Source organism: Pectobacterium aquaticum, from assembly GCF_003382565.3.
GTDB lineage: Bacteria > Pseudomonadota > Gammaproteobacteria > Enterobacterales > Enterobacteriaceae > Pectobacterium > Pectobacterium aquaticum.
The window spans coordinates 1,799,539-1,826,537 of the sequence record NZ_CP086253.1 but is presented as its reverse complement, the minus strand read 5'-3'; the positions used below and the strand labels follow the sequence as shown (position 1 = coordinate 1,826,537).

23 protein-coding genes are annotated in these 26,999 nt (G+C 52.2%); 15 read left to right on the top strand and 8 right to left on the bottom strand.

The features are described 5' to 3' along the window. Positions 1–645, top strand: coding sequence for a glutathione S-transferase (locus DMB82_RS08575; protein WP_102118838.1), 645 nt, complete (start codon positions 1–3; stop codon positions 643–645). A 209-nt stretch (positions 646–854) separates the two neighbouring features. Then, a complete protein-coding gene (locus tag DMB82_RS08570) occupies positions 855–1,067 on the top strand; it encodes a KTSC domain-containing protein (RefSeq protein WP_102118839.1) in 213 nt (70 codons plus the stop codon). A 119-nt stretch (positions 1,068–1,186) separates the two neighbouring features. Here DMB82_RS08570 and DMB82_RS08565 read toward each other — a convergent pair whose 3' ends face one another. Further along, entirely contained in the window at positions 1,187–2,275 is a 1,089-nt protein-coding gene (locus tag DMB82_RS08565) for an oxidoreductase (RefSeq protein WP_116163492.1), read from the bottom strand. 266 nt (positions 2,276–2,541) lie between these two features. Between DMB82_RS08565 and DMB82_RS08560 the strand changes: the two genes are divergently transcribed. Together DMB82_RS08560 and DMB82_RS08555 are read left to right on the top strand one after the other, a co-directional pair. Next, on the top strand, positions 2,542–4,053 hold the full coding sequence (locus DMB82_RS08560) for a sugar ABC transporter ATP-binding protein (RefSeq protein ID WP_116163494.1): 1,512 nt from the start codon (positions 2,542–2,544) through the stop codon (positions 4,051–4,053). 71 nt (positions 4,054–4,124) lie between these two features. Beyond that, positions 4,125–5,045, top strand: coding sequence for an ABC transporter permease (locus tag DMB82_RS08555; protein WP_207193806.1), 921 nt, complete (start codon positions 4,125–4,127; stop codon positions 5,043–5,045). 388 nt (positions 5,046–5,433) lie between these two features. Here DMB82_RS08555 and DMB82_RS08550 read toward each other — a convergent pair whose 3' ends face one another. From DMB82_RS08550 to yieE, 3 genes are all read right to left on the bottom strand, one after another. After that, on the bottom strand, positions 5,434–6,402 hold the full coding sequence (locus DMB82_RS08550) for a 2-hydroxyacid dehydrogenase (RefSeq protein ID WP_102118842.1): 969 nt from the start codon (positions 6,400–6,402) through the stop codon (positions 5,434–5,436). Positions 6,403–6,989: 587 nt separating this feature from the next. After that, positions 6,990–8,465, bottom strand: coding sequence for an amino acid permease (locus tag DMB82_RS08545; protein ID WP_116163496.1), 1,476 nt, complete (start codon positions 8,463–8,465; stop codon positions 6,990–6,992). A gap of 135 nt (positions 8,466–8,600) precedes the next feature. Then, on the bottom strand, positions 8,601–9,473 hold the full coding sequence (yieE, locus tag DMB82_RS08540; protein WP_116163498.1) for a DNA-binding transcriptional regulator YeiE: 873 nt from the start codon (positions 9,471–9,473) through the stop codon (positions 8,601–8,603). A gap of 120 nt (positions 9,474–9,593) precedes the next feature. Between yieE and DMB82_RS08535 the strand changes: the two genes are divergently transcribed. Together DMB82_RS08535 and nfo are read left to right on the top strand one after the other, a co-directional pair. Further along, positions 9,594–10,667: a YeiH family protein gene (locus DMB82_RS08535; RefSeq protein WP_116163500.1), complete on the top strand. Its 1,074-nt coding sequence runs from the start codon at positions 9,594–9,596 to the stop codon at positions 10,665–10,667. Positions 10,668–10,735: 68 nt separating this feature from the next. Then, a complete protein-coding gene (nfo, locus tag DMB82_RS08530; protein ID WP_116163502.1) occupies positions 10,736–11,581 on the top strand; it encodes a deoxyribonuclease IV in 846 nt (281 codons plus the stop codon). A 114-nt stretch (positions 11,582–11,695) separates the two neighbouring features. Here the strand turns inward: nfo and fruA are convergent, their stop codons facing one another. The 3 genes from fruA to fruB are packed head-to-tail and all read right to left on the bottom strand — an operon-like array spanning position 11,696 to position 15,474. Continuing rightward, entirely contained in the window at positions 11,696–13,387 is a 1,692-nt protein-coding gene (fruA, locus tag DMB82_RS08525) for a PTS fructose transporter subunit IIBC (protein ID WP_116163504.1), read from the bottom strand. Between the two features lie 18 nt (positions 13,388–13,405). Then, positions 13,406–14,344 carry a 1-phosphofructokinase gene (fruK, locus tag DMB82_RS08520; RefSeq protein ID WP_014699594.1) on the bottom strand — a complete coding sequence of 313 codons (939 nt, stop codon included), beginning with the start codon at positions 14,342–14,344 and terminating at the stop codon, positions 13,406–13,408. Further along, complete coding sequence (gene fruB, locus DMB82_RS08515; protein WP_102118847.1) at positions 14,341–15,474, bottom strand: fused PTS fructose transporter subunit IIA/HPr protein; 1,134 nt, start codon at positions 15,472–15,474, stop codon at positions 14,341–14,343. Before fruB ends, fruK begins: the two co-directional genes overlap by 4 nt. A gap of 333 nt (positions 15,475–15,807) precedes the next feature. On the opposite strand from fruB, the gene setB reads away from it, so the two are divergent. Continuing rightward, positions 15,808–16,986, top strand: coding sequence for a sugar efflux transporter SetB (gene setB / locus DMB82_RS08510; protein ID WP_116163536.1), 1,179 nt, complete (start codon positions 15,808–15,810; stop codon positions 16,984–16,986). Positions 16,987–16,996: 10 nt separating this feature from the next. Here setB and DMB82_RS08505 read toward each other — a convergent pair whose 3' ends face one another. Next, the gene (locus tag DMB82_RS08505; RefSeq protein ID WP_102118848.1) at positions 16,997–17,251 is read right to left on the bottom strand and encodes a hypothetical protein; all 255 of its coding nucleotides are present in this window, start codon (positions 17,249–17,251) and stop codon (positions 16,997–16,999) included. A gap of 431 nt (positions 17,252–17,682) precedes the next feature. Between DMB82_RS08505 and yeiP the strand changes: the two genes are divergently transcribed. The 8 genes from yeiP to yejF all read left to right on the top strand — a co-directional run bounded on the left by yeiP (position 17,683) and on the right by yejF (position 26,998). After that, the gene (yeiP, locus tag DMB82_RS08500; RefSeq protein ID WP_010277377.1) at positions 17,683–18,255 is read left to right on the top strand and encodes an elongation factor P-like protein YeiP; all 573 of its coding nucleotides are present in this window, start codon (positions 17,683–17,685) and stop codon (positions 18,253–18,255) included. 86 nt (positions 18,256–18,341) lie between these two features. Then, entirely contained in the window at positions 18,342–19,343 is a 1,002-nt protein-coding gene (locus DMB82_RS08495; RefSeq protein ID WP_102118849.1) for a CobW family GTP-binding protein, read from the top strand. 37 nt (positions 19,344–19,380) lie between these two features. Continuing rightward, positions 19,381–20,082, top strand: coding sequence for a phosphatase PAP2 family protein (locus tag DMB82_RS08490; protein WP_102118850.1), 702 nt, complete (start codon positions 19,381–19,383; stop codon positions 20,080–20,082). A 323-nt stretch (positions 20,083–20,405) separates the two neighbouring features. Continuing rightward, on the top strand, positions 20,406–20,987 hold the full coding sequence (gene mepS, locus DMB82_RS08485; RefSeq protein WP_102118851.1) for a bifunctional murein DD-endopeptidase/murein LD-carboxypeptidase: 582 nt from the start codon (positions 20,406–20,408) through the stop codon (positions 20,985–20,987). Positions 20,988–21,442: 455 nt separating this feature from the next. After that, the gene (locus DMB82_RS08480) at positions 21,443–23,251 is read left to right on the top strand and encodes an extracellular solute-binding protein (protein ID WP_116163506.1); all 1,809 of its coding nucleotides are present in this window, start codon (positions 21,443–21,445) and stop codon (positions 23,249–23,251) included. A gap of 9 nt (positions 23,252–23,260) precedes the next feature. After that, complete coding sequence (locus tag DMB82_RS08475) at positions 23,261–24,358, top strand: microcin C ABC transporter permease YejB (protein WP_102118853.1); 1,098 nt, start codon at positions 23,261–23,263, stop codon at positions 24,356–24,358. Continuing rightward, positions 24,355–25,380: an ABC transporter permease gene (locus DMB82_RS08470; protein ID WP_039506913.1), complete on the top strand. Its 1,026-nt coding sequence runs from the start codon at positions 24,355–24,357 to the stop codon at positions 25,378–25,380. The genes DMB82_RS08475 and DMB82_RS08470 overlap by 4 nt, the downstream gene beginning before the upstream one ends. Position 25,381: 1 nt before the next feature. Then, entirely contained in the window at positions 25,382–26,998 is a 1,617-nt protein-coding gene (gene yejF / locus DMB82_RS08465; protein ID WP_116155667.1) for a microcin C ABC transporter ATP-binding protein YejF, read from the top strand. The last annotated feature ends 1 nt before the right edge of the window (position 26,999 follow it).

Sequence of the window (26,999 nt, the reverse complement as noted above, 5' to 3'; positions counted from 1 at the left end):
ATGATACACGTTCATCACCTCGAAAAATCCCGCTCAACCCGCGCGACCTGGTTACTGGAAGAACTGGGCGTTGATTATGAAATCATTCGCTACGCGCGTGACCCAAAAACGTTTAGCGCCCCAGCGTCGCTCAAGCAAATTCACCCGCTAGGGAAATCGCCAGTGATTACCGACGGCGAACTGACGATTGCCGAATCCGGGGCAATCGTGGAATACCTGATTGAGACTTACGGCAATGGCAGACTTCGTCCACAGAGTGGACAAGCGCTGCTGGATTATCGCTTCTGGCTGCATTTTGCCGAAGGGTCTCTCATGCCACTGCTGGTAATGCGCCTGGTATTGGCGAAAGCAGAGTCCGCGCCGATGCCGTTTTTCATCCGCCCTATCGCACGCAAAATTGTGCAAAGCATCGAGCAGGCCTTTATTGTGCCGCGGCTGACGACGCAACTTCAGTTCATCGAACAGCATTTAACTAAACAAGATTGGTTTGCGGGAGAGTCGCTCAGCGGTGCCGATATCCAAATGGCCGTCCCGCTGGTGTTGGCGAAAACGCGTCTGGACCTCAGCCACTACCCGCATATCCAACAATACATTGAGCGGATAGAAAGCCAGCCAGCTTTTCTGCGGGCTATTGCTCAGGATTAATGGTGCGATCGGAATATCACCTCATCGACGACAAACAAAGCGGGTCGCTGGGCGACAGAGCAAGAATTCTGTGAGCGTTTACTGATTATTCATGAACTAATAACGATATGCTGCTGTTTACCCCCGATATATTTCGAGCTATAACACGCTATAGCTCAAAGGCGGTATACCGTCAGGATGCGGCATTGACACGTTGGGAGTGATTAATTTTGCAGAGAAAACGAGTTTCATCAGCAGAGTTGTTTTCAGTCGGATACGATGCAGAAAAAAGCCAATTGGAAGTCGAATTGCTCAATGGGAGCATCTATCTCTACAGCGGCGTAGCACGCATGATTTATGAAGAGCTGATGGCAAGCAAGACAAAGTACCGTTACTACGCCAGCTTTATCAAAAATTCATTCCCCTACGAGAAAACGCAGTAGTTTTTAAAGATAAAGCATGATTTTTAGAGATAAAGCATGATTTTTAGAGATAAAGCATAGTTTTTCAAGATAAAGTCTTTGGGGCGGAGAATGCTCTCCGCCCTCCTCTTCCTATGTAGTTATTCCCCGGTAGATTCAACGGTGTTAAATGCCGCCAGCAGGACGTCTTCATTGAGCGTCAACGGCAGATAATGAATGGATTCCCCCGCCTGCAAGGTGCGGGCAATAACCGCCTGAAGCGCGGCGCGATCGTGAATATCCACGTCCAGTGCGGCGAGTGTAGTCGGCAAACCGAATGCCTTAAACGCCGCCTTCAACTGGTGCAACGTGTCGCTATCGCCCAGTAAAGCACTTTGTACCAGAATGCCATAAGCCACCTTGGTGCCGTGTAGGAAGCGTTCGGTTTGTGGCAGCACTGTTAAACCGTTATGCACCGCATGCGCCGCCGCCACGCGGGTATAGCGTTCACCCAACCCGCCAACCATGCCGCCACCGGCAATGATCGCATCTACGACATCCAGAAAATCCTGCGTCAATTCACCACGCTCGACGGCTTCCAGCGCAGTGGCACTTTGTTGCAGCAATACATTGCGGATATCCAGTGCGGCCTGTAAGCCCAACCGAACAGAAAGCGGCAGCGTTTCCGGCTGAGGACTGAGAACGACGGCTTCATACCACTTCGCCAGCGTATCACCGACGCCAGCCAGTAAGTATTCCACCGGTGCCGCCAGCATAATCCGCGGCTCCACCAGCACCAGATGGTTAGCATCGGTAAAAATCTCGAAGCGCAGCGCCTGCCCAGCATCGTTATACCACACGGACAACGGCGTCCAGGCCGCACAGGTCGCCGCAATGGTCGGAATTGCCACCAGCGGCACGCCAATATGACGCGCGGCGACCTTCGCGGTATCCAACACCGCCCCGCCGCCGACGCCAATGACGACCTGACACTCATCGCCCGCCTGCGCCACCAGCTTTGCCACTTCCCCTTCGCTACAATGCGCGCCAAACTGAACGCGGCGGGCTGAAGGCGCATCGAACTCGGCTGGTAAATACGGTCGAGCCGCCGCAATCGCCCGCTCACCGTAGATCCACAGCGCGTTTTTCAGTACATCTGGTGGATAAAATTCCAGCAGCTTATCGATAGCGCCAGAGAAAGAGAAATAGTTAGCAGGGCCAACCTGTACGCGGACTGTCGTTGTGTGCATGTTTGAATCTTCCTCGCCGTGCCCTCGCTTGAGCACGGCTCTTATCTTATGTTTGTCTGACAGCCGAATCTGCTGCGCTACTCTATTGATAATTCCATCTTATTCACTTGCCTGCGCCAGCTTAAGAACTTTTTTATTTAATTTATGCCTTTTCGTTCATAGCCAATGATTCTCAAACACTTGAAGCTGTATTAAATTTGCGGGGATATGTGCTACCTTTCTTTTCCGTTATTTCATGACCTTGACCGCCAAGAGCGTTACCGACCATGATCCCTACCTCCCAAAGCCGACTGGAAATGCACAACATTTCCATCTCCTTTTCTGGTTTCCACGCCCTCAAGCAGGTTAATTTCACACTGGAAGGTGGTTCGATTCATGCCCTGACCGGCGCAAACGGCGCAGGCAAATCCACGCTGATGACTATCCTGTCGGGCGCTTACGATCACTATCAGGGCGACATTCTGATTAATGGCAAGCAGGTCGATGTGCATTCACCGCGTGATGCCAAGCGATACGGCATTCATCTGGTGCAGCAGGAAGTCGATGTTGCGTTGGTCCCCACGCTGTCCGTGGCGGAAAACATTATGCTGGATACGCTGGCGCAGGACGGACATCTGCTGAGTTGGCCGCAGATCTATCGTCAGGCGCAGGCGCTACTTGATCAGCTTGGCGTCCACCTCAATGTTCGCCAACGGCTAGATACCTGCTCGCTCGCGGAGAAACAGCAAATTCTGCTCGCCCGCGCGTTATCCCACGAATGTCGTTTCCTGATTTTGGATGAACCCACTGCTCCGCTGGATCAGGCCGAAAGCGCGCGCCTCTTCGAGGTGGTACGCCGTTTACAGGCCGATGGCATCGGGATCGTGTTTATTTCCCACCGTATTCATGAACTGAGCGAAATCTGCGATACGTTGACCGTTCTGCGTGACGGCGAGTTTGTCAGCAGCGGTGCGATGCAGGGGCTCAGCGGCGAAGAGATTGTAGAGAGAATGCTGGGGCATCGGCTCGACGATATCTTCCCGCCACGCCGAACAACCCCTTCCGCAGAAACGCTGCTTCAGGTCACCGGTTTACACGACGAAACGCTGCTGCACAATATTTCTCTCACGCTGCGCAAAGGGGAAATTCTGGGCATTGCCGGACTGGCTGGTGCGGGGAAAACCGAGCTGTGTAAAGCGCTATTCGGCGCAGAATCCTGCCAGATCGCGCAGGGTGAATATCGTGGTAAACCCTGGCGACCGCATTCGCCACACCGGTCCGTCGAACAGGGTCTGGCGCTGGTTCCTGAAGAGCGGCGCAAAGAAGGTATTTTTATTGATGAATCCGTCACCATGAATCTCAGCATCACCGCCACCGACAGCTTTTCCCGTTGGAGTATATTCAGCCGTGGCAAGGCATTGCGCTGGGCAAAACAGATCGTTGAACGGCTGGCGGTTCGCACCACAGGTCCGGCGCAAAAGCTAGCGCGTCTGTCGGGTGGGAATCAGCAGAAAGTCGCTATCGGCAAGTGGTTGCGCAGTGAAGCACAGGTTCTGATTTTTGACGAGCCCACCAAAGGCGTGGATATCAAGGCCAAACAGGACTTGTTCACCCTCATTGATGGCCTCGCCCGTCAGGGCAAAGGCATTATTTATGCGTCGGGCGAGTTCTCCGAACTGGTCGGGCTCTGCGATCGCATCTGCGTGCTATGGGATGGCCGCATTGTCGCAGAGCTGAACGCGGCTGAGATTGACGAAGAAACCCTACTTTTCTATTCAACTGGAGGAACTCCCGCGTGAGTCACCCACTTTCATCTAACGGGGCGCTCCCCTTCCGTCACCACGTTTTCGAGTTTCTCTATAAGTGGGGCATGCTGATCACGGTTGTTGCGCTGATTGCCCTTTTCGGACTGGCGTCGGAGAACTTTCTCGACCCGTATAACATCATCAATATCCTGCGTTCTATCGCCATCGTTACGGTGATTGCCATTGGCGTCTCTATTTCGCTGTCCGTGGGCGGCTTCGATCTTTCCGTAGGGTCGACGGCCTCGTTAGCTAATGCGCTGGTTATCTCGCTTTTCGTCTGGCATGGATTCGGCACCACGGGTGCGATTGTCCTGACGCTGCTGCTGTGTACGCTGGTCGGGCTATTCAACGCCTTCCTCATCGTCGTGCTGAAGATTCCCGATATGTTGGCAACGCTCGCCAGCCTGTTCGTCATTCAGGGCGTAGCGATGACCTACAGCTACGGCGGTTCGATCACGCAGAACATGGTGCTGCCCAGCGGCGAAATGGCGGAAGGCGTCATTCCTGAGTTCTTTGCCACGCTGGGTCAGGTGCCGGTCATTGTTGTCATCATGCTAGCGGTAACGGTACTGGTGCAGTTGTATCTGTCTCTCACCAAGCACGGTCGCCGGATGTATGCCATCGGCGGTAACCCAGAAGCTGCGCGACTGGCGGGTATTCGCACGGCGCGTTATCGGGTACAGGCGTACGTGTTTTCTTCACTACTCGCGGCGCTGGGCGGGATCTTACTGGCATCACGCATTGGCTCTTCGCAGGTCAATGCCGGGGGGGGCTATTTGATGGATGCCGTTGCCGCGGCCTACATCGGTTTCTCGCTGGCAGGATCTGGTAAGCCGAATGCGCTGGGTACGCTGCTCGGTGCCGTTATTCTTGGCGTCTTGCAGAATGGACTGGTGATGCTCTCCGTACCTTATTACGCGATGGATATCATCAAAGGTCTGGTTCTGGCACTCGCGCTAGCCATGACGTATATCCAGAAACGCTGATACTCTCTGATTTCCGCCCCATTCATCAGAATTCGGGGCGGATTCATAATACAGCCCACCAATGCCTTCTCTCATTAAGCCGCGTTTTGCCGCCGACACCTATCGCTGCACTCGTTCTATTATTTACTTCCGTTATTATTAAAAAATAAATATTCGCTCATACAATTAATAGTGGTTCGGAATAATCACAAATAATAACGTTCTCACTTTAGGTCTGACGTGCACCACTTTCATTCCCTGCCGATATAGCGAGAGCGACAGGAATAATCGACAGCGAAAAATTCGATCTGATGAAACGCTCAGTTTTGATAATCAGTTAAAATTGATGAATATCATCATTTCTCTGCCAAGCTATATTCCTTTATACTCAGCGAAATCAAATTACACGTTATTTGTATCCGTTTTGCTGAGCATACTCATCAATATTTTCAATCATCTTTTCCATCAACAGTTGCAGCGATGAGGCAGACGTCCAGGAGATATGGGGGGTAATAAGAAGATTAGGCAGGGTTTTCGCTGCCACCATTAATGGGTTGTCCTTTGCTGGCGGCTCCTGTGTCAGGCAGTCTAGCGCAGCACCAGCAATGACGCGCTGCTGCAAGGCTTCTGCTAGAGCACGCTCATCAATCAGCCCGCCTCTGGCGGTGTTAATAATAAATGCCGTGGGCTTACACAAAGCGAGCGTCTCTGCATTAATCAGATGCTGCGTACTCTTATTCAGCGGGCAGTTGAGTGAAATCACATTTGCCAGCCGCAGAACCTCCTCAAACGGCAGATAACCCGCGCGGCACTGTGAGACACCTCTCCGCTCAGCAAAAATCACCTTCATCCCCAGCGCCTGCGCCAGCCGCGCGACTTCCCGCCCAATCGAACCCGCGCCGATGATGCCCAGCGTAGCGCCTGCAATGTCTTTAACTGGATGATCAAAATAAGCAAATTGCGACTGGCTGGCCCAGCGGTCACTCAGTTGATCGCGATACCACGCCATCAGGCTGTGCTTTAGCGAAAAAATCATGGCAATCACGTGCTCGGATACCGCTTGCGTCGAGTAGCCCGGTACATTTTTGACCGTGATACCCAGTTCTTTGGCAGCAACAAGATCAATATTGTCGGTGCCTGTTGCCGTTACAGCAATCAGCTTCAACGCAGGCAACGCGGCTAAGGTGTCTCGCGTTAATAGGGCTTTATTCGTGATGATAACGTGGGTGTCTTTTGCTCGGGCGATAACCTGATCGGGCGAGGTATAGTTATATTCAATCCATTCATGGCGGCATTGTGGACGCCTAAAACTCGTCTTTTTCAGGAAAATGGTTTCAGGCAGTGAGCCTTTATCCAAAAAGGTAATTTTTAACATCATCGTGCCCTGGTTGCTATTTATACAGTAATTTCCGTTTGCAGATATCAAGGACTCCGCAGTCGGCAATCACGACAGGTATTCTCATACAAAAATAATGAATTAAATTCTCTGTATGACACAAGACAACGAACGTATTAATAACGTTACACTTCCTGCCTCATCGGAAATCCATCACTCCGTAACGTGAAGCGTAGTCAGCATTAAAGCAATTAACAATACCTAATATAATGAATTTCATTCACCGACATTGTTAGCGTCGACATTCAGAAATATCACAAAAACAATAAAGTCTGCTGCTCATTGTTATCATGACATCGGCAATGAGATACCCGTAATAACGGATCAAGACTAAGCCACGCTGTTAATCAGAAAGAATACATTCACGAGAAAAACAGCAGAAATGATGCATAGACTCAACAGGAAGAGGAAGACGCTATCAGAAAGGTATGTACAGCAACAATAAAATTCAAAATATTTGATATAAAAAGGAAGTTACTACGAATAAAAACGCCGCTAATGAAAATTTCCTCAGCGGCGTGAAAAGAAATGGCAAGGTAAAAAGCAGGTGTTAGCCGCGTTCTTACGATTTAGTCCTTATGATCGGGGTACGTCATCTCTTGATACTTGATGAAGTGCGTTCCACGATACAGTTTATAACCGAACCAAATCAGCAGAAACAGCGGAATACCGATGTACGTCGCCGTCACGCCATACCAGTCGATTTTATCTTCCAGAAATGCCTGATAGTTCTGCCCCAGCGTGATGATAAGACAGAGCACAAACGCGAAGATCGGCCCCAGCGGGAAGAAACGCGATTGATAAGGCAGACGATTCAGATCATGTCCTTGCATAACATAGCCACGACGGAAACGATAATGGCTGATTGCAATCCCCAGCCAGGCAATAAAGCCTGTCATACCGGACGTATTCAGCAGCCACAGGTAAACCGTTTGGTTGCCATACAAAGAAGACAGGAAGCACAGCGCCGCCACCACGGTGGTGGCATACAGCGCATTACGCGGCACGCCGCCTTGTGACAGTCTCACGAAAATGCGCGGCGCTTTCCCTTCCGATGCCAGCGTAAACAGCATACGCGTCGAGGCATACATCCCAGAGTTACCCGCCGACAGCACTGCCGTCAGGATGACCGCGTTCATCACCGCCGCCGCAGACAGCAGGCCCGCGTTCTCAAACACCAGCGTGAACGGGCTCACCGTAATGTCTTTGACGTCATTACGCAGCAGGTTCGGATCGGTATACGGAATGATTAAGCTGATAATCAGAATCGCGAAGATGTAGAACAACAGAATACGCCAGAAAACCTGACGGATGGCACGCGGAATGTTTTTACTTGGTTCCTGAGATTCCCCCGCCGCCACGCCGATCAATTCCGTTCCCTGAAAAGAGAAGCCGACGATCATCGCCACACCGATCATAGCAGAGAAGCCGCCAGCAAACGGCGCATCACCAATCTCCCAGTTGTGGAATCCGGCATTTTCCGCGCCGCTCATGATGCCCGTAATCATCATCACGCCAACAGCAATGAAAACGACGACCGTGACCACTTTAATCAGTGAGAACCAGTATTCTGCTTCGCCAAATCCTTTCACGGAAATGTAGTTAAGCAGGAACATCAGCGCGAGGAACAGCGCGCTCCAGATCCAGCCGGAGACGTCGGGGAACCAATATCCCATCACCAGCTGCGCCGCCACCAGATCGACCGCGATGGTCACCGCCCAGTTGTACCAGTAGTTCCAGCCCAGCGCGAAGCCGAACCCTTCTTCTACATAGCGGGAACCGTAGCTGGAGAACGAACCGGAAACCGGCATAAACGCAGCCAGTTCACCCAGACTGGTCATCAGGAAGTAAACCATCAGTCCAATCAGGGCATAAGACAGAAGTGCGCCACCTGGGCCTGCTTGTGAAACCGTCGCACCAGACGCGACAAATAACCCAGTGCCAATCGATCCACCAATGGCGATCATCGTTAAATGCCGTGCTTTCAGTTCACGGCGCAGGGTCGGTGCGCCCTGTGTAGTTTGTTGAATATCGTGCTGAGCCATTGTTATCCTGCATGCTCGTGCTAAAAATCGAGGCGGGATTGTAGCAAATAGCGTTGTGCTGAATAGTTAAGATCGTCGAGTTATAAGAGAGGTTAATAACTCACGCTCGATTATTAGCAGCAGAAAATATTTTCGCTATGGCGTTTCGCAGCAATAACTCAGGAAGCGCTGTAGCACATTTGAAAGATGTTTCTGTCGGTGATGAACCAGATACAGCGTCCGCGTGAGTTTAGGCAGCGGCACCTTCAACTCCACCAGCGAACCAGACGCCAACTGTTCAGCAATGACATGCCGCGACAGACAACTGATACCAATCCCGTGGCGAACCGCATGCTTAATCGCCTCTGAATTACCGAGTTCCATCACCAGATGGAAATGCGACAGGTGCGTCAGCAGCAGATGATCCAGCACTTCGCGCGTGCCTGATCCACGTTCACGTAGGATCCAGTGCGCATCCGCCAGCGCAGTTAATGAGACAGCCCCCCGGCTGAGCGGATGTTCGGGAGAGCAAAACACCACCAGCTCATCTTCCAGCCAAGGCTGTGTAATCAAATCTGGGTGATGGCAAGGGCCTTCGATCAAGCCCAAATCAACACTGAATTCAGATACGCGCGTGATCACATCTTTCGTATTGCCAACATGCAGCTCCAGCGGAATGTCAGGGTAGGCATGACGATAGCGGGCAATCATCGCAGGCAATAAATAGTTGCCGATGGTGCTGCTGGCATACACACGTAACGCCCCATTATCACGCCGGAACAGTTGCTCAATTTCCATCGACTGTTCAAGCAGTGCCAGTGCCTTGGGATACAGCAGGCGGCCATGTTCATTAACCACCAGACGTTTACCCACGCGGTCGAAAAGTTGGACACCCAACTGCCCTTCTAAATCCGCCAAAGCCGCGCTGACAGCAGATTGAGACAGGGCAAGCACAACAGAAGCCTGTGTCGTTGAACCACTTTTCAGAACTTCGGCAAAGACTTCCAGTTGACGTAACGTGATATGCATAGTGCGCTCTTTATCTGAAATACTTATAGGTTATAAATATATAATCAATTTCTCTTTTAATCTTGTGGATTATAAGCTGGCTTCTCAATTTTCGGTACGGTCAGAATAGGCACCCAATCCATGGCTCTTCCTGCGACATTACACACAATAGCCCCACCCGATGGAGTAAAAGCGAGATTACCTGGCCTACTGTTAGTCAGTTTAATAACTTTTTCACTTCTCTGGCTGGCAAATATTCCGAAAGTCGCCCATTGGGGGCCGGGTTCGCTGACATTGGCGATCCTGAGTGGGATCGTACTGGGAAATAGCGTTTATCCGCGTCTTCATCCGCTGTGTGACCCAGGCGTGCAGTGGGCCAAACAGCATTTACTCCGCTGGGGTATCATACTTTATGGTTTTCGCCTCAGCTTTCAGCAGGTGACTGCCGTTGGCTTTACCGGTGTTGCGGTCGATCTTACCGTCGTCACGTTGACGTTTTTACTCGCCTGCTGGATAGGCAAGCGCTGGCTGAAACTCGACAATGAGACCGTGATTCTCATCGGTGCTGGCAGCAGCATCTGCGGCGCGGCGGCGATCATGGCAACCGCGCCCGTGGTCAAAGCGTCCAGCAATGCGATTGCCGTCTCCGTTGCCACCGTGGTGATTTTCGGTACGACGGCGATGTTTTTGTACCCGTGGCTTTATCAGCTCAATCTCGAAAATCACTGGATTGACGTCACACCGCAGATCGTCGGTCTGTACTTCGGTTCGACGATACACGAAGTTGCTCAGGTCGTTGCCGCCGGGCATGCCATCGATGGTGTGACGGAAAACATCGCCGTCATCAGCAAAATGCTGCGCGTGATGATGCTGGCTCCTTTCCTTCTCATTCTTGGGTTTTACCTGAAAAAAACGGCGCAAAAAAATGTCGCGCAAGACGTGATTCCATTGATGTTCCCGTGGTTTGCACTGGGGTTTATTACCGTAGCGGCCTTCAATTCCTTCCAGCTACTTTCTCCTACGCTCGTCACGCAGTTGGTACAACTCGATAATGTGCTGTTGACCATGGCGATGGTGGCGCTGGGGCTAACAACCCGATTCAGCGCCATCCAGCAGGCAGGTGCAAAGCCGCTGCTGCTGGCACTCGTTCTGTTTCTCTGGCTGGTCGTTGGCGGTGCGGGCATTAATCTGTTCTTCGAACATTTATTCAGCTAACGATAAATTATTTACCTGTTAACGTCTCATTAACCTGCATAATGTCTCCGTTACCAGAGGAGACCAACATGAAATACATCGGGGCGCACGTTAGCGCATCTGGCGGGGTCGATCAGGCCGTGATTCGCGCACATGAGATACAGGCGACGGCTTTCGCTTTATTTACCAAGAATCAGCGCCAATGGCAGGCCGCGCCGCTCAGTGCCGAGCTTATCGACCGTTTTAAAACCGCCTGTGAGCAGTACGCCTATACGCCAGCACAGATTCTGCCCCACGATAGCTATCTGATTAATCTGGGTCACCCGGACGCCGAGGCGCTGGAGAAGTCACGCATCGCGTTTATTGATGAAATGTCGCGCTGCCAGCAGCTTGGGCTAAGCCTGCTGAATTTTCACCCCGGCAGCCATCTAAAACAGATCGAGGAAGCGGACTGTCTGGCACGTATCGCCGAGTCTATCAACATCGCGCTGGCGGAAACGGATGGCGTCACCGCCGTGATTGAGAATACCGCCGGGCAAGGCAGTAATTTGGGTTTCCGCTTTGAGCACCTGGCGGCCATCATCGATGGTGTTGAGGATAAAAGCCGCGTCGGCGTCTGTATCGATACCTGCCACGCCTTCGCCGGTGGCTACGACCTTCGGACAGAAGCCGATTGCGAAGCCACCTTCTCTGAATTCGATCGTATTGTTGGTTTTCGCTATCTGCGCGGAATGCATTTGAATGATGCCAAAAGCGCGTTCGGCAGCCGTGTTGACCGACACCATAGCCTGGGGGAAGGCAATATCGGCAAAACCGCTTTCAGCTATATCATGAAAGATGCCCGCTTTGATGGTATCCCGATGATTCTGGAAACGATCAATCCCGATATCTGGGCCGACGAAATCGCTTGGCTCAAATCTGAAGCCCAGCGTTAATTAGCTTCTTCACTCCATAATAGTAAAAAGCGCCAGTTGGTTTACCCAACTGGCGCTCTCTCATCCACATCCTTGTGTTATGGCATTACTTTTTATTCACGATGATAATCAGACTTACGCGACTTTCGCCAGTTGTTCATCAGAGCGTTTCAGCAGCGCGTACAGCACACCAGCCACTGCGGTTCCCGCAATGATCGCTAACAGGTAGCCAATAACTGGGGTAATCGCACCAGGAATCAACAGCACGAACAGACCACCGTGTGGTGCCATCAGCTTAGCGCCCACCGCCATCGACAGCGCACCTGTCAGTGCCCCACCGATGATGCAGCAAGGCAGAACGCGCATTGGATCACGCGCCGCGTAAGGAATTGCCCCTTCGGAAATAAAGCACAGGCCCAGTACAAATGCCGCTTTACCACCTTCACGCTCGGTCGGGTTGAATTTCTTGCTTGCCAGCACGGTCGCCAGACCCATTGCCAACGGTGGCACCATACCAGCTGCCATAACGGCGGCCATCGGCGCGTAAATCTGGCTACTGAGCAAGGTCGTACCGAAGACGTAAGCCACTTTGTTAACCGGCCCGCCCATATCCGTACACATCATCGCACCCAGGATTGCACCCAGAATCACCGCATTCGCCGTACCCATGGATTGCAGCCAGCCTGTCAGGCCAGTCAGGATTTTCGCCACTGGCGTACCAACGACGTAAATCATGATAAGACCCGTCGCCAACGTGGCGAACAGCGGGATAATCAGGATCGGTTTTAGCGCAGTTAAACTTTGCGGCAGAATCAGTTTATTGTTGATCGCTCTGGCAATATAACCTGCCAGGAAACCGGCAATGATCCCACCGAGGAAGCCCGCCCCCGTACTCACTGCTAACATCCCGCCAACCAGACCCGGCGTTAAGCCCGGACGATCCGCAATGGAGAACGCGATGTAGCCCGCCAGCACTGGCACCATCAGCGCAAAAGCAGAACCGCCGCCGATCTTCATCAACGCCGCTGCCAGCGTACCTTCCTGTTTAAAGGCTTCAATACCAAAGACAAACGACAGTGCGATACACAGACCGCCCGCCACCACCATCGGCAGCATGTAAGACACGCCGGTCAACAGGTGACGATACGGGCCTGCCCCGCCTTTCTGACCAGACTCGCTAGCGCTTGACGCACTGGCTTGCCCGGATGGCTGATATACTTTGGCTTCAGCCTGCGCTTTATCTAACTCCTGCGCCGTCTTCTTCAGTGCCAGCCCAGTCGAGGTGCGATACATCTTCTTACCAGCAAATTTCGCCAGATCGACTTCAATGTCCGCAGCCACGATCACCAGATCGGCCTGTTCAACTTCTTCAGGGGTAATGGCGTTGCCCGCACCAACGGAGCCGCGCGTTTCCACTTTGACCCACCAGCCGCGTTTTTTTGCTTCGCTTTCAATCGCTTCTGCTGCCATAAACGTGTGCGCGACGCCCGTCGGGCACGCCGTTATCGCCACAATACGCTTGGCAACTGCGGGCTGCTGAACGGGAGCTGACGCCGCAGCCTGATAGACCGTGGCGTCAGCCTGCGCCTTCGCCAAGAAAGCGTCCGGCTGCGAAACAGCCAGTTCGATATCACCGACATAAACCTGCTTGCCATTCAGTGCGCTGTCCGCCGCGGCGGATGCACCCAGAACGATCGCCAGTTCAGCGTCGTTAGCCTGTTCTGTAAACGTTACCCCTGCTTTCGCAGCGGCAGCACCGAGTAGGTTCTTCACCAGTTGGCTTCTCGCCAAGCCCAGTGATTTATCCAAAATCAGCAGCGTTTTCATTGTTTATCTCCTGCTGTATCAGTTAAAGGGTTTCAGGTCGACACGCGCCATCATCGCGGCCAACTGAGGACGATCGGTAATACCAACATTACTTTGGCTGACGGCCAGCGCTGAGACCGCCGTCGCCAAACGCAGAGTGTGCTCACTGGACTCACGCATTAATAAGCCATAAATCAACCCCCCAACCATGGAGTCGCCCGCACCTACCGTACTTACCACATCACAAGCCGGTGGCAAAGCCCGCCACGCACCCGATGCATTCACCCACAGTGCACCTTCCGCACCCAGTGAGATCACAACATGCGCGATACCCTGCTCACGCAGTGCGTGGGCGGCATCCACCACATCAGCCAGCGTAGGTAATTTACGCCCAGCCCATATCTCCAACTCCCGGCGGTTTGGTTTCACCAACCAAGGAGAGGCTTTCAGTCCCGCCACCAGCGCTTCACGGCTGCTGTCGAAAATAATGCAAGGACACTGCGTGCGCAGACGCGACATCCAATCGGTAAAGGCATCAGGATCGACGCCAGCAGGCAAACTGCCGCTCACCGCGACCATGTCGAACTGCCCCAGCCAGCTCAGCGAGTCATTGACGAAACGCTGCCAGTCTTGCTGGGTCACTTCAAAACCGGAAAAGTTGAAGTCGGTTACGTCGCCATCTTTTTCGGTTAATTTGACATTAATACGCGTACGTCCTGGTACAACCTGGAAACGGTTGGCAATGCCCAGCTCGCTGAACAATTGCTGAAAACCATCCTGATTGTCTTTACCCAGAAAGCCACCTACCGTGACATCAATCCCGAGATCTTTCAGCACCTTGGCAACGTTAATACCTTTGCCTGCGGCGTGCAGACCCGCTGTCTGAACCAGATTGACTTCGCCTTTCTCAACTTCCGGGCAATAGCCAACCAGATCATAAGCTGGATTCAGGGTGATTGTGGCTACTCTCCTGCTCATGCTGCCCCCTCGCCCAAACCGGACGTAATCGCGTCGCCAATCGCGGCCAGTGCTTGTTCTGCATCGCTACCGCTCGCGGTGAAACGCAATTTGTGACCTTTCTTCACGCCCAGCGCGACGACTTTCATCAGGCTGCGACCATTTGCCGGTTTGCCTGTGCCATCCAGATTGGTGACAGTGATGTCACTGCTGAACTGCTTGATCACGTTCACCAGCATGGTGCCTGGACGCGCGTGCAGGCCGTGTTCGTTGCGAATGCTAAATTCTGCCGTCAGCACTTCACTTTCTTCCGGTACGTCGCTGGTCAAAAGAGCCAGCAGCGTCGGTGCGTCAGCTGTCAGCAAACGTTCCGCTTTTTGCGCAATCAGCAGGTTGCTCAGGTAACCAATCGGCGCAAAAGCCTGATCGTCAGCCGCAGCGACCGTCACCAGTAAAGCGACGTTTTCGCCGTCAACGCTGAACGGCGTAGCCGGACGTGCCACCGCAGCCGCGCTGCTGAGGTTACCAACAGCGCTATCGCTGAACCACACGCCTTGCCCCAGATTCAGCGGTTTATTGCTGACTGCGGTACTAACGAAGCTGGCGTCTGCTGCACCGACCTGCTGAAGACGACCCGCGTTCAGCGCCTGAAGCGTCAGCAGGTTATCGGTCGCCACATCCAGCGCAATCAGTGAGGTATCAAAGCGGAACTCCACCAGTTGCTGCTCGCCCATCAGCAGGCTACGTAATTCTTCTGCTGAGGTTGTGCTTGCCAAACGTGCTGCGACGCGATCGTCGCTCAGGACGTGAGTCAGTTGACGCAGCAACGCAAGGTGTTCATCAGAACGGGCTGCAATCCCCAACACCACGTAGGCGGTTTGATCTTCCCCCCAGGAAATACCCTGAGGAAATTGAAATACTTGAACCCCGGTCTTCAATACCAGATCGCGGGTATCGGTTGTGCCGTGAGGGATAGCAATGCCGCTTCCCAAATAGGTGGATGTTTGCTGTTCACGCTGGAGCATGCCGTCGACATACCCTGCGTTAACGCACCCGGCCTCGGTCAGCGCTGAAGCAACAAGCTGGATAGCTTCCTGCTTAGTACTGGCCGCTGCGCCCAAATGAATATCTTGCTGTGACAACTGGAACATGGCACTCCTCTCTTGCTGAAGGTTGAATCGTTTCAGCTTTTATGAGAAAAAAATGTGTCGATTGTTAGGACGTTTCAAAAAAATTCCGCTGAAACGTTTCAAAAGTCTCATTCTATTACGTCATTTATGCAAGCTTTCTACGCTGCTGACGTAACAGAATTTTGACATCACGCACATTTTAGCGTGGATGATGCGCTGCCCGCCAACAAAAATCATCAAATGGCTGAAGCCATGCTGACGAAAAATAATGAAACAAGATTTCTGTTTCATTATAAACCCGAGTACTATGTCGCGCTCGACAGCCTCTGCCTATTTTCCAAGCGCTATCAATTTATGTTCACTCCTGCACATACAACGCGACGTCCGCTCGACCTGACATCGTCAGCATTTTTAGTTATTGCCTTCCTGACCGGAACGGCCGGTGCCCTGCAACTTCCTACGCTCAGCCTCTTTCTTTCCAGCGAAGTACAGGCTCGTCCTTTCTTAGTCGGGATGTTTTATACCGGCAGCGCGGTTATCGGCATTGTCGTCAGCCAAATACTGGCTACGCGTTCGGACCGTCAGGGCGATCGCAAATCGCTGATTTTCGTCTGCTGCCTGCTGGGCGCACTGGCCTGCATGCTGTTTGCCTGGAACCGTAACTACTTTATTCTGCTCTTTATCGGCGTGTTGCTGAGCAGCTTTGGCTCGACCGCTAACCCGCAGCTTTTTGCACTGGCACGGGAGCACGCGGATAAAACGGGTCGTGAAGCGGCGATGTTCAGCTCCATCCTCCGCGCGCAAATTTCTCTCGCCTGGGTTGTCGGCCCGCCTATCGCCTTTGCGCTGGCACTGGGATTCGGCTTCACGACGATGTACCTGACCGCCGCGGTCGTCTTTATCTTGTGCGGCATTCTGGTCAAACTCTTTCTGCCTTCCATGCCCAAGACCGTGGAAAAGACCACTTCCACGCTGGAATCACCGCGCCGCAACCGTCAGGACACGCTCTTGCTGTTCGTGGCCTGTACCTTGATGTGGACCTGCAACGGCATTTACCTCATTAATATGCCGCTGTATCTGGTGCATGAACTGCATTTGCCGGAAAAGCTGGCAGGTATCATGATGGGTGTGGCAGCCGGGCTGGAAATTCCGGTGATGCTGATTGCTGGCTACGTTGCCAAACGCTTCGGTAAACGTTTCTTGATGCGGCTTGCTGTTGCCTCCGGCCTACTGTTCTTCGGCGGCTTGCTGGTTCTTGATAGCGAAATAGCGCTGCTGGCGTTACAGGTGCTGAACGCGATCTTTATTGGCATTCTGGCCGGAATAGGCATGCTTTACTTTCAGGACTTGATGCCCGGACAGGCAGGCGCGGCAACCACGCTGTTTACCAATACCACGCGCGTTGGTTGGATCATCTCCGGCTCACTGGCTGGAATTGTTGCTGAAATCTGGAACTATCACGCCGTCTTCTTCTTCGCGCTGCTGATGATCGCCGGTTCCATCTATTGTATGTGGCGCATCAAAGACGCCTGATCGCTGCACATTAAGGGGCCGTGTCGGCTTCCAGTTTGAGCAGGTAAATCATCGCCTCATCACGATCGCTGAAACACATATCCGCGCGCGGCTTTAGCCCCGCGCAAACCGCAGGCCGCAATGGAGAATGGAACAGCCCGCAGCGCATCGCCTCATCAAGATGAATACAGGGTGTGTTTGCAGGCTTGCCGTGTGGCAAACCAGGCATCGGCGTTGAAATCGATGCCGCGATGCAGCAGGCACCGCAATGGGGGCGACAGTCCATCAGCAAGCTCCGGTGGGCTGACAAGAAGTAGAGAGCGCCACCATAACAGCCCTTCTACCAAAAACCAATATCAGTCCTTTTTTCCTTATACTCTAAATAATTCGAATTTCAGGCAGGCGGCAAGCGAAGGACAAATTCGTCGGGAACGAATTTGACCAGCCAACGGCTGGCCTCTGGTGAGAGACAGGATGTCTCTCATTTAATCCCGATGAGCTTACACAAGTAAGTGATTCGGGTGAGTGACAAATCTGCCAGGAGCAGATTTGAACGCTGCTTGCAGCGGCCCCAAAGGGGCGAGGCTCAGAGATGAGCCGAGTAACGTAGCCAACGTACATGAAATTTGAAGGATGACGAGTATATGCTTGCCTGAACTCTTCGGCGCGAGTAACGTGTCGCCACAAAAATCACACTCCTAATAGCAGGTAATTTTTATGGCAAGAGCGAACGAGATTAAACGCGGAATGGTCGTTAACTATAACGACAAGTTATTGCTGGTAAAGGACATCGACGTCCAGAGCCCTAGCGCCCGCGGAGCCAGCACGCTGTACAAAATGCGTTTTTCTGATGTCCGCACGGGTTTGAAAGTGGAAGAGCGTTTTAAAGGCGACGACATTATCGATACCATCACACTGACGCGCCGCACGGTCACGTTCTCCTATATTGACGGCGACGAATACGTCTTTATGGATGATGAGGACTACACTCCTTACCTCTTCAAAAAAGATCAAATAGAAGAAGAGCTGCTGTTTATCCCTGAAGGCGGCATGCCGGGAATTCAGGTATTGAGCTGGGACGGCCAAATCATCGCGCTGGAACTGCCACAAACGGTCGATCTGGAAATTGTTGAGACGGCACCGGGCATTAAAGGTGCTTCAGCCAGTTCACGCAACAAACCTGCGACCATGAGCACCGGTCTGGTTATCCCCGTTCCAGAATATCTGAGCGCGGGTGAAAAGATCCGTATTCATATTCCAGAACGTCGCTACATGGGTCGCGCAGACTAACATTCTACCTTGTGCTTCCCGCACAATACTTGTCGCCGGATGACCTATCCGGCACACGTCAACCTTCCCCGCATTAGGAGCCTGCCATGCTAACGAAAGTCAATTTGATTACAGGGTTTCTGGGTAGTGGAAAAACCACCACGATTCGTCATCTTCTGTCGCAAAAACCTGAAGACGAAGTCTGGGCGGTGCTGGTCAATGAATTCGGCGAAGTGGGCATTGACGGTGCGCTACTGGCGGACAGTGGTGCGGTATTGAAAGAGATTCCCGGCGGCTGCATGTGCTGCGTAAACGGCTTGCCGATGCAGGTTGGCCTGAATATGCTGCTGCAACAGAAAAAGCCTCATCGGTTGCTCATCGAACCCACGGGGCTCGGCCATCCGAAACAAATTCTCTCCTTGCTGACAAGTGATATCTACCAGCCCTGGCTGACATTACAGGCTACGCTGTGTCTGCTGGATGCGCGTCAATTGAGTGATACTCGCTATACGGAAAATGAGAACTTCCGCGATCAGCTTGCCGCCGCTGACATTATTATCGCCAACAAGCGCGATACTTATACCGCCGACGATCTCGCGGCCTTACAGCAGTGGCAGCAGGCGAACGGCGATGGTCGACAAATTATCGAGGCCAGTCAGGGAAACATTGATCGACAGGTGCTCGAGCAACCGCGCCCTCCTTCATCGCAAGAGCGTATGCGCGAACTTCCAGATGGCGACCATCACCACGCACATAAGCCAAAAAATAATTTGGCCGCCTTGCAATTACCAAAGGCGCAGTCCTGGCGACGCTCTCTCAATCAAGGACAGGGTTACCACGCCTGTGGCTGGATATTCGCACCTGAAACCACTTTTGATACCGCAGCCCTGCTGGACTGGGTCCGCCTTTCTCCCGTGAATCGGGTTAAAGGGGTGATGCGTATAAAAGAAGGGACGCTCGTCGTGAACCGTCAGGGCCACGATCTTCATATAGAAACCCGGTCGGTGGCACCGATTGATAGCCGTATCGAAGTCATTAATGAAACACCGGCAGAATGGAATACGTTACAAGCCTCGTTGTTAAAGGCTCGTTTAGCTAACGTGGAGTAAACTGGATTTTTTCGTCTTTGTTTGGATAGTTTGCCTTATGTTATTTGCCCGTTCTTGTTCTATTTTAGCGCTCAATGTGTTGGGCATCGGCCTGTTTTTATCCTGGTATCTACCGGAAAATCATGGCTTTTGGTTCACGCTCGACAGCCATATCTTTTTCTATTTCAACCATCTTTTGGTCGATAGTCCAGCGTTTCTACATCTGGTCGCGGTTACCAATAACCGCGCCTTTGACGCTTGTGCACTCATGGCAATGGGATTGCTGTATTTGTCATTTTATCTGCAAGCCACGCCCACAGAGCGTCGCCGTTTATTGATTATCGGTTTTATCATGCTGTTAACAGCTGTCGTGCTGAATCAGGCTGGACATTTATTACCGGTGCAACACGCCAGCCCAACGCTCTATTTTAGTGACGTCAACCGCGTTTCAGACTTAACCGGTATTCCGACCAAAGATGCGTCATCGGATAGCTTCCCCGGCGACCACGGCATGATGTTGATGATCTTTGCGGCTTTTATGCTGCGCTATTTTACCCGTACCGCTTTCGCTATCGGCCTGACCATCTTGGTGATTTTCTCATTGCCTCGCATCATGATTGGTGCACATTGGTTTACCGATATTGCAGTCGGCTCGCTCTCGATTGTTCTAGTCGGATTGAGTTGGTGGTTATTAACGCCAGCGAGCGATGCCGCTATTACCCTGTTAAATCGGCTATTACCTAAAAAATCGACAGTATAAACCCCTATAATTTCAGATTTTTTACATCGACATTTTTTAGCTGAATACATCATTAAATCTTATAAATAAAATGGTTAAAACTTCTCGCAATCCTGCTGCTGTTACGGTAGTCTCGTTCGGGTTTACTTCTTTAGCACACACTGAACGCCCTGCGGCAAGAGAAATAATGTGCATTCCGGCACACTTTCGCCGATGAGTGTTTGGCTACGAAGAAACTCTGATTTAGTCTGAGTCTCGTTTTCGTTTGGCATTTATCCCCCAGTGAAATGGGGATACTACATAGCGATGATTATCGTTAAGGACAGCAAGGGAACATAACAACAATGGTCAAATCTCAACCGATTCTGAGATATATCTGGCGGGCAGTGCCTGCCGTTGCGGTAGCAATGATGCTCTCCGCATGTGGAAGTAATAGTGCATACAACAATAAAGCTCAAACTGATATGCATGCAGTTAATGACAAAGATGGTCTTTTACTGCAAGCCTCTCAGGATGAATTTGAAGCACTAGTTCGTAACGTGGATATCAAGTCCAAGTTACTTACCCAATATGCCAGTTGGAAAGGTGTTCGTTACCGTTTAGGCGGTGATAGTCGACGTGGCATTGACTGCTCAGCTTTCGTTCAGCGCACGTTCCGCGAACAGTTTGGTATGGATTTACCGCGTTCAACCTATGAACAACAAGAGATGGGCCAGCAAATTCAGCGCAGCAAACTGCGCGTCGGCGATCTTGTTCTGTTCCGTGCAGGTTCAACCGGTCGCCACGTTGGCATTTATCTCGGTAACGATCAATTTGTCCACGCATCAACCAGCAGCGGCGTCATTATCTCCAACATGACAGAAGACTACTGGGATAAGCGCTATCAGGAAGGACGTCGTGTCCTGAGTAAAAGAAAAACCAGCTAAACAATATTGCTCCCTTGCTATGTGTTAGTGAAAGAATTTTGCTGTTAGCCAACGAAACCAGACGACATCAACGCCGCTTATGACCACAAGCGGCGTTTTTTTATGATGGACATCCTTGTCCATCACCCTGCGGGCCGTTGCTATGCAACGTTGAAAAATGTTCCCTACGTTTTTATGCCTGCTTTCACCCGAATACCTCTCCCCCCTCCCCTTCTGCGGCACACTGCGCAAAATATGACTGACTCAACAACCTGAAACATTAACAGACCGTGATTAAGGTAGGTTTATCACCTGATTTCATGATAAAAAGAAAACGTTCAGCTTCCCGATGGGAATGTTAATTATTTCAAGAACTTTATGCCGAGGAAATCGGCATTGTTGACGTTACGATATGGCGTGTCTACATCAGACGATGCCTAGCCAGATAACGTCCATTCGCAGGAGATTACCGTCAGATGTTAAAACGCGTTATCGCTGCCGTATTGCTTTGCACGGCCCATTTTGGGGCGCATGCCGAAACGATTGAAAACAGCACCAGCTTTGCACTGTTGGGTGAACCCAAATATGCCGAGAACTTCAGCCATTTTGATTATGTCAACCCTAATGCGCCCAAAGGCGGCAGCATCACCCTCAGCGCACTAGGGACCTTTGACAACTTCAACCGTTACGCGCTACGTGGCGTGGCAGCGGCACGAACTGAAAGGCTCTATGATTCGCTCTTTGTCTCCTCTGATGACGAGCCCGGCAGTTATTATCCGCTGGTCGCCCTAACGACGCGCCATTCGGCGGATTTTCGCTGGATTGAAATCGAGATGAATCCCAAGGCCCGCTTTCATGACGGCTCACCAATCACCGCCGCTGACGTCGCGTTCACCTACAATATGTTTATGACGCAGGGCGTACCGCAGTTCCGCATCTATTTTAAAGATATCACCGCCAAGGCCGTTGCACCGCTGACCATACGCTTCGATTTTCCCGTATCCGACAAAAATCGCATGTTCAGCCTGCTGACATTGCCCATCATGCCGGAGAAATTCTGGAAGAATCATAAATTCAACGAACCGCTATCGTATCCGCCCCCTGCCAGCGGGCCTTACCGCATCACCGCCTATCGTACCGGACAATATGTCACCTACTCTCGCGTGAAAGACTATTGGGGTACCGATCTACCAGTCAATAAAGGCCAGTACAATTTCGATAAAATCCGTTACGACTACTATATGGATGACAGCGTTGCGCTGGAGGCTTTTAAAGCCGGCGCTTTCGACCTGCGTGAGGAAGGTTCGCCAAAAAACTGGGCGACCCAATATCAGGGCGGCAACTTTGCACGCGGCTACATCATCAAACAAGATCAGATCAATCAATCCGCTCAGTCTACGCGCTGGCTGGTATTCAATACCCAACGCCCACTGTTTCAGGATCGACGCGTGCGTCAAGCGCTAGCGCTGGCATTTGACTTTAACTGGATGAACAAGGCGCTGTATTACAACGCCTATCAGCGTACCAACAGCTATTTCCAAAACACCGAGTATGCCGCTAAAGGCGAACCCAGCGCAGAAGAATTGGCCTGGCTGACGCCGCTGAAAGACAAGATACCCGCCGAGGTCTTTGGCCCCAGCTATCAACCGCCCTCTTCCGACGGCAGCGGCTATGATCGACAAAACTGGCTTAAGGCACTCAAACTGCTGGAAGAAGCCGGTTGGGAATTGAAAGATCAAAAGCTGGTCAATCGCAAAACCGGACAGCCATTTACGTTTGAATTGCTGCTGCCAAGCGCTGGCAACTCGCAGTATGTCCTGCCTTTTCAACAGAGCCTGAAAAAACTCGGTATCACCATGAACGTGCGTAATATCGACAGCACGCAGTTCAACAGCCGCCTGCGCAAGCGCGATTTAGATATGACGGCAACGGTGTACCCTGCGTTCATCTACCCCGATGACAGTCTGCAAATGCGCTGGAGCTCGCAGTATATCGACTCAACCTACAATACTTCCGGCGTCAGCGATCCCGCGATTGATTCGCTCATCGCGGAAATCGTTAAGCATCAGGGGCAGAAAGTTCCGTTGCTGTCATTAGGCCACGCGCTGGACAGGGTATTGACCTGGAATCAGCTTATGATTCCGATGTGGTATTCCAATCATGATCGTTTCGCCTATTGGAACAAGTTTGCCATGCCTGCTGTACGCCCAGCCTATTCGCTTGGTTTTGATGGCTGGTGGTTCGATACCAAACAGGCGGCCACGCTGCCCGCAGAGCGACGTTAAGGAATAAAAATGGGAACGTATCTGTTACGCCGCCTCTTGCTGGTTATTCCAACCCTGTGGGCAATCATCACAATTAATTTCTTCATTGTACAAATTGCCCCCGGCGGCCCGGTGGATCAGGCCATTGCGGCAATTGAAATGGGGCACGGCAGCGGTTATACCGCCAATAGCGGAATGGATGCCGGTATGGCACGGGCGGGCACCAGCGGCGCACCGAATATCGAGAACGCTTATCGCGGTTCACGCGGCCTCGACCCGGAAGTCATCGAAGAAATCACCAAACGCTATGGCTTCGATAAACCGATCCATGAGCGCTACTTTACCCTGCTGTGGGATTACGTGCGTTTTGACTTCGGCGACAGCCTGTTCCGTGGCTCTTCGGTGATGCAACTCATTAAGGAGAGCATGCCGGTTTCGATCACGCTGGGGCTGTGGAGTACGCTGATCGTCTACCTGATCTCCATTCCGCTTGGCATCAAAAAAGCCGTGAAGAACGGCACACCGTTCGATACCTGGAGCAGCACGTTAATCATTATCGGCTATGCCATTCCGGCGTTTTTGTTTGCGATCATTTTGATTGTGCTGTTCGCAGGCGGCAGTTATCTGGACTGGTTCCCGCTTCGAGGGCTGGTTTCCAGCAATTTTGATACCCTGCCGTGGTACAGCAAGATTACCGATTACTTGTGGCATATCGTGCTACCGGTTCTGGCTTCCGTCATTGGCGGTTTCGCCACCTTAACCATGCTCACCAAAAACTCCTTTATGGATGAGATTCGTAAGCAATACGTGGTTACTGCGCGCGCTAAAGGGCTGGATGAAAAGAGCATTCTCTACCGCCACGTGTTCCGCAATGCCATGCTGCTGGTAATTGCCGGCTTCCCCGCCACGTTTATCAGTATGTTTTTCACCGGCTCACTACTGATTGAGGTGATGTTCTCGCTCAACGGGCTCGGTCTATTGGGCTATGACGCCACACTGCAACGTGACTATCCTGTCATGTTCGGCACGCTGTATATCTTCACGCTGATCGGCTTATTGCTAAATATCGTCAGTGACATAACCTATACGCTGGTGGATCCGCGTATCGATTTTGAGGGACGCCAATGAGCCGCTTAAGCCCGATTAATCAGGCGCGCTGGGCGCGTTTTAAAAGTAATCGTCGCGGTTACTGGTCGCTGTGGATTTTCATGGTGCTGTTTATCGTCAGCCTGTTTTCCGAACTGATCGCCAATGACAAACCGCTGCTGGTGAAGTATGACGGCCAGTTCTATACGCCAGTGCTTGTCGACCACAGCGAGCGGACGTTCGGCGGACAGTTGGATACCACCGCTGACTTCCGCGATCCTTATATCGCCGAGCGTATCAGCAGCCACGGCTGGGCTATTTGGCCGCTGATTCACTACAGCTACGACACCATAAACTACGCCACGACAGCGTCCTTCCCCTCTGCACCAAACTGGCAGAACTGGCTGGGCACAGACAGTCAGGGGAAAGACGTGGTCGCCCAGGTAATGTATGGCTTCCGTATCTCGCTGCTGTTCGGTCTGGCGCTCACGATCCTGTCCAGCGTGATTGGTATCGCTGTCGGTGCGACACAGGGCTATTACGGCGGACGTTTCGACCTATGGGGGCAACGCTTTATCGAAGTCTGGTCCGGCATGCCGACGCTATTTCTGATTATCTTGCTGTCCAGCGTGATTCAGCCGGATTTCTGGTGGCTATTGGGTATTACCGTGCTTTTCGGCTGGATGAGTCTGGTTGGCGTGGTACGGGCGGAATTTCTGCGTACCCGAAATTTTGACTATATTCGTGCGGCGCAGGCGATGGGCGTCAGCGACCGTGCCATTATGTTCCGCTGCATGCTGCCAAACGCGATGGTCGCTACGCTGACCTACCTGCCCTTTATTCTCTGCGGCTCGATTACCACACTGACATCGCTGGATTTTCTCGGCTTTGGTCTGCCGATGGGCTCGCCATCATTAGGCACCTTATTGCTGGAAGGGAAAAATAACCTTCAGGCACCGTGGCTGGGCATTACCGTGTTTATGGTGCTTTCCATCGTACTTTCCTTACTCATTTTTATCGGCGAGGCGGTACGCGACGCCTTTGACCCCAGCAAGGCGCATTAATATGTCCAGTTCACCTTTATTGCAGATAGATAATCTCAGCATTGCCTTCCGCAAAGGCGATCAGGAACAGCGCGTTGTCGACCAGCTTTCACTGACGGTAAACGCGGGTGAGACGCTGGCGCTGGTCGGTGAATCAGGTTCGGGGAAAAGCGTCACCGCACTGTCGGTGTTGCGTTTGCTCCCCTCCCCGCCCGTGGTTTATCCGCAAGGGGATATTCGCTTCGCAGGGCAGTCGCTGCTGCATGCTGATGAAAAAACACTGCGTCAGATACGTGGCAATCGGATCGCGATGATCTTTCAGGAACCGATGGTGTCGCTTAACCCTTTGCAAAGCATCGAGAAACAGCTGATTGAAGTGCTTTCGCTCCACCGTGGCATGCGCACCGAAGCCGCCCGCAGCGAAGTCATCACCTGTCTGGATCGCGTGGGTATTCGGCAGGCTAAAAGCCGATTGAATGATTTTCCGCACCAGCTTTCCGGCGGGGAACGCCAACGTGTCATGATTGCGATGGCGCTGCTGACACAGCCAGATTTGCTGATTGCCGATGAACCCACAACGGCATTGGACGTGACCGTTCAGGCGCAAATATTGAAATTGCTGAACGAGCTGAAGCAGGAACTGGGGATGAGTTTACTGTTCATCACCCACAACCTGAATATTGTCCGTCAGTTGGCAGATAACGTATCGGTCATGAAATCCGGTCTGGCCGTGGAACACAATAGCTGTCAGCAGCTTTTCAGCGCACCGCAGCACCCTTACACGCGCCAGTTGCTGGATGCCGAACCGTCGGGCGAGCCGCTTCCGGTAACAGATGACGGCGAACCCCTTTTGCGGGTCGAAAAACTGCACGTTTCGTTTCCCATCAAACGTGGCCTTTTGCGCCGTACCGTTGACGAAAAGCAGGTAGTGAATAATATCAACTTCACCTTGCGACGCGGCGAAAGTCTGGGGCTAGTGGGAGAATCCGGCTCAGGAAAAAGTACGACCGGATTAGCGTTGCTGCGCCTGATTCAATCACGCGGCGATATCTGGTTCGACGGCCAGCCCTTGCAAGGGCTAACCCGTAAGCAAATGCTGCCTTTCCGCCACCGGATCCAGGTTGTCTTTCAGGATCCAAATTCCGCACTGAACCCGCGGCTGAATGTGGAGCAAATTATTGCGGAGGGATTGACCGTCCATCATAAGTTGAGCAAAGAGGTACTCGACCAGCGCGTGATTGAGGCAATGCAGGAAGTCGGGCTGGATCCCACGACCCGCTACCGCTATCCCTCCGAGTTTTCCGGCGGCCAACGCCAGCGTATTGCTATCGCTCGTGCGCTGATACTGCAACCCGAGCTACTGATCCTCGATGAGCCCACGTCGTCGCTGGACAGAACGGTTCAGGCGCAAATTCTGGCGCTGCTGAAATCATTACAGGAAAAGCACAAAATCGCCTACCTGTTTATCAGCCATGACTTACAGGTTATCCGTTCTCTGTGCCATCAGGTTATTGTGTTGCGGCAAGGCGAAGTGGTCGAACAGGGAGAATGCAAACAGGTATTCGCGCACCCTGCCGAACATTACACACGGGAACTGCTACAGTTCTCATCCTACACGGCAGAAACGCAGTCGGCATAAA

Bases quoted from the DNA above. Each gene is read 5' to 3' on its own strand.
- DMB82_RS08575 (WP_102118838.1), top strand. From the start codon at position 1: ATGATACACGTTCATCACCTCGAAAAATCCCGCTCAACCCGCGCGACC.
- DMB82_RS08565 (WP_116163492.1), bottom strand. From the start codon at position 2,275: ATGCACACAACGACAGTCCGCGTACAGGTTGGCCCTGCTAACTATTTC.
- DMB82_RS08560 (WP_116163494.1), top strand. From the start codon at position 2,542: ATGATCCCTACCTCCCAAAGCCGACTGGAAATGCACAACATTTCCATC.
- DMB82_RS08555 (WP_207193806.1), top strand. From the start codon at position 4,125: ATGCTGATCACGGTTGTTGCGCTGATTGCCCTTTTCGGACTGGCGTCG.
- DMB82_RS08550 (WP_102118842.1), bottom strand. From the start codon at position 6,402: ATGATGTTAAAAATTACCTTTTTGGATAAAGGCTCACTGCCTGAAACC.
- DMB82_RS08545 (WP_116163496.1), bottom strand. From the start codon at position 8,465: ATGGCTCAGCACGATATTCAACAAACTACACAGGGCGCACCGACCCTG.
- yieE (WP_116163498.1), bottom strand. From the start codon at position 9,473: ATGCATATCACGTTACGTCAACTGGAAGTCTTTGCCGAAGTTCTGAAA.
- DMB82_RS08535 (WP_116163500.1), top strand. From the start codon at position 9,594: ATGGCTCTTCCTGCGACATTACACACAATAGCCCCACCCGATGGAGTA.
- nfo (WP_116163502.1), top strand. From the start codon at position 10,736: ATGAAATACATCGGGGCGCACGTTAGCGCATCTGGCGGGGTCGATCAG.
- fruA (WP_116163504.1), bottom strand. From the start codon at position 13,387: ATGAAAACGCTGCTGATTTTGGATAAATCACTGGGCTTGGCGAGAAGC.
- fruK (WP_014699594.1), bottom strand. From the start codon at position 14,344: ATGAGCAGGAGAGTAGCCACAATCACCCTGAATCCAGCTTATGATCTG.
- fruB (WP_102118847.1), bottom strand. From the start codon at position 15,474: ATGTTCCAGTTGTCACAGCAAGATATTCATTTGGGCGCAGCGGCCAGT.
- setB (WP_116163536.1), top strand. From the start codon at position 15,808: ATGTTCACTCCTGCACATACAACGCGACGTCCGCTCGACCTGACATCG.
- DMB82_RS08505 (WP_102118848.1), bottom strand. From the start codon at position 17,251: ATGGACTGTCGCCCCCATTGCGGTGCCTGCTGCATCGCGGCATCGATT.
- yeiP (WP_010277377.1), top strand. From the start codon at position 17,683: ATGGCAAGAGCGAACGAGATTAAACGCGGAATGGTCGTTAACTATAAC.
- DMB82_RS08495 (WP_102118849.1), top strand. From the start codon at position 18,342: ATGCTAACGAAAGTCAATTTGATTACAGGGTTTCTGGGTAGTGGAAAA.
- DMB82_RS08490 (WP_102118850.1), top strand. From the start codon at position 19,381: ATGTTATTTGCCCGTTCTTGTTCTATTTTAGCGCTCAATGTGTTGGGC.
- mepS (WP_102118851.1), top strand. From the start codon at position 20,406: ATGGTCAAATCTCAACCGATTCTGAGATATATCTGGCGGGCAGTGCCT.
- DMB82_RS08480 (WP_116163506.1), top strand. From the start codon at position 21,443: ATGTTAAAACGCGTTATCGCTGCCGTATTGCTTTGCACGGCCCATTTT.
- DMB82_RS08475 (WP_102118853.1), top strand. From the start codon at position 23,261: ATGGGAACGTATCTGTTACGCCGCCTCTTGCTGGTTATTCCAACCCTG.
- DMB82_RS08470 (WP_039506913.1), top strand. From the start codon at position 24,355: ATGAGCCGCTTAAGCCCGATTAATCAGGCGCGCTGGGCGCGTTTTAAA.
- yejF (WP_116155667.1), top strand. From the start codon at position 25,382: ATGTCCAGTTCACCTTTATTGCAGATAGATAATCTCAGCATTGCCTTC.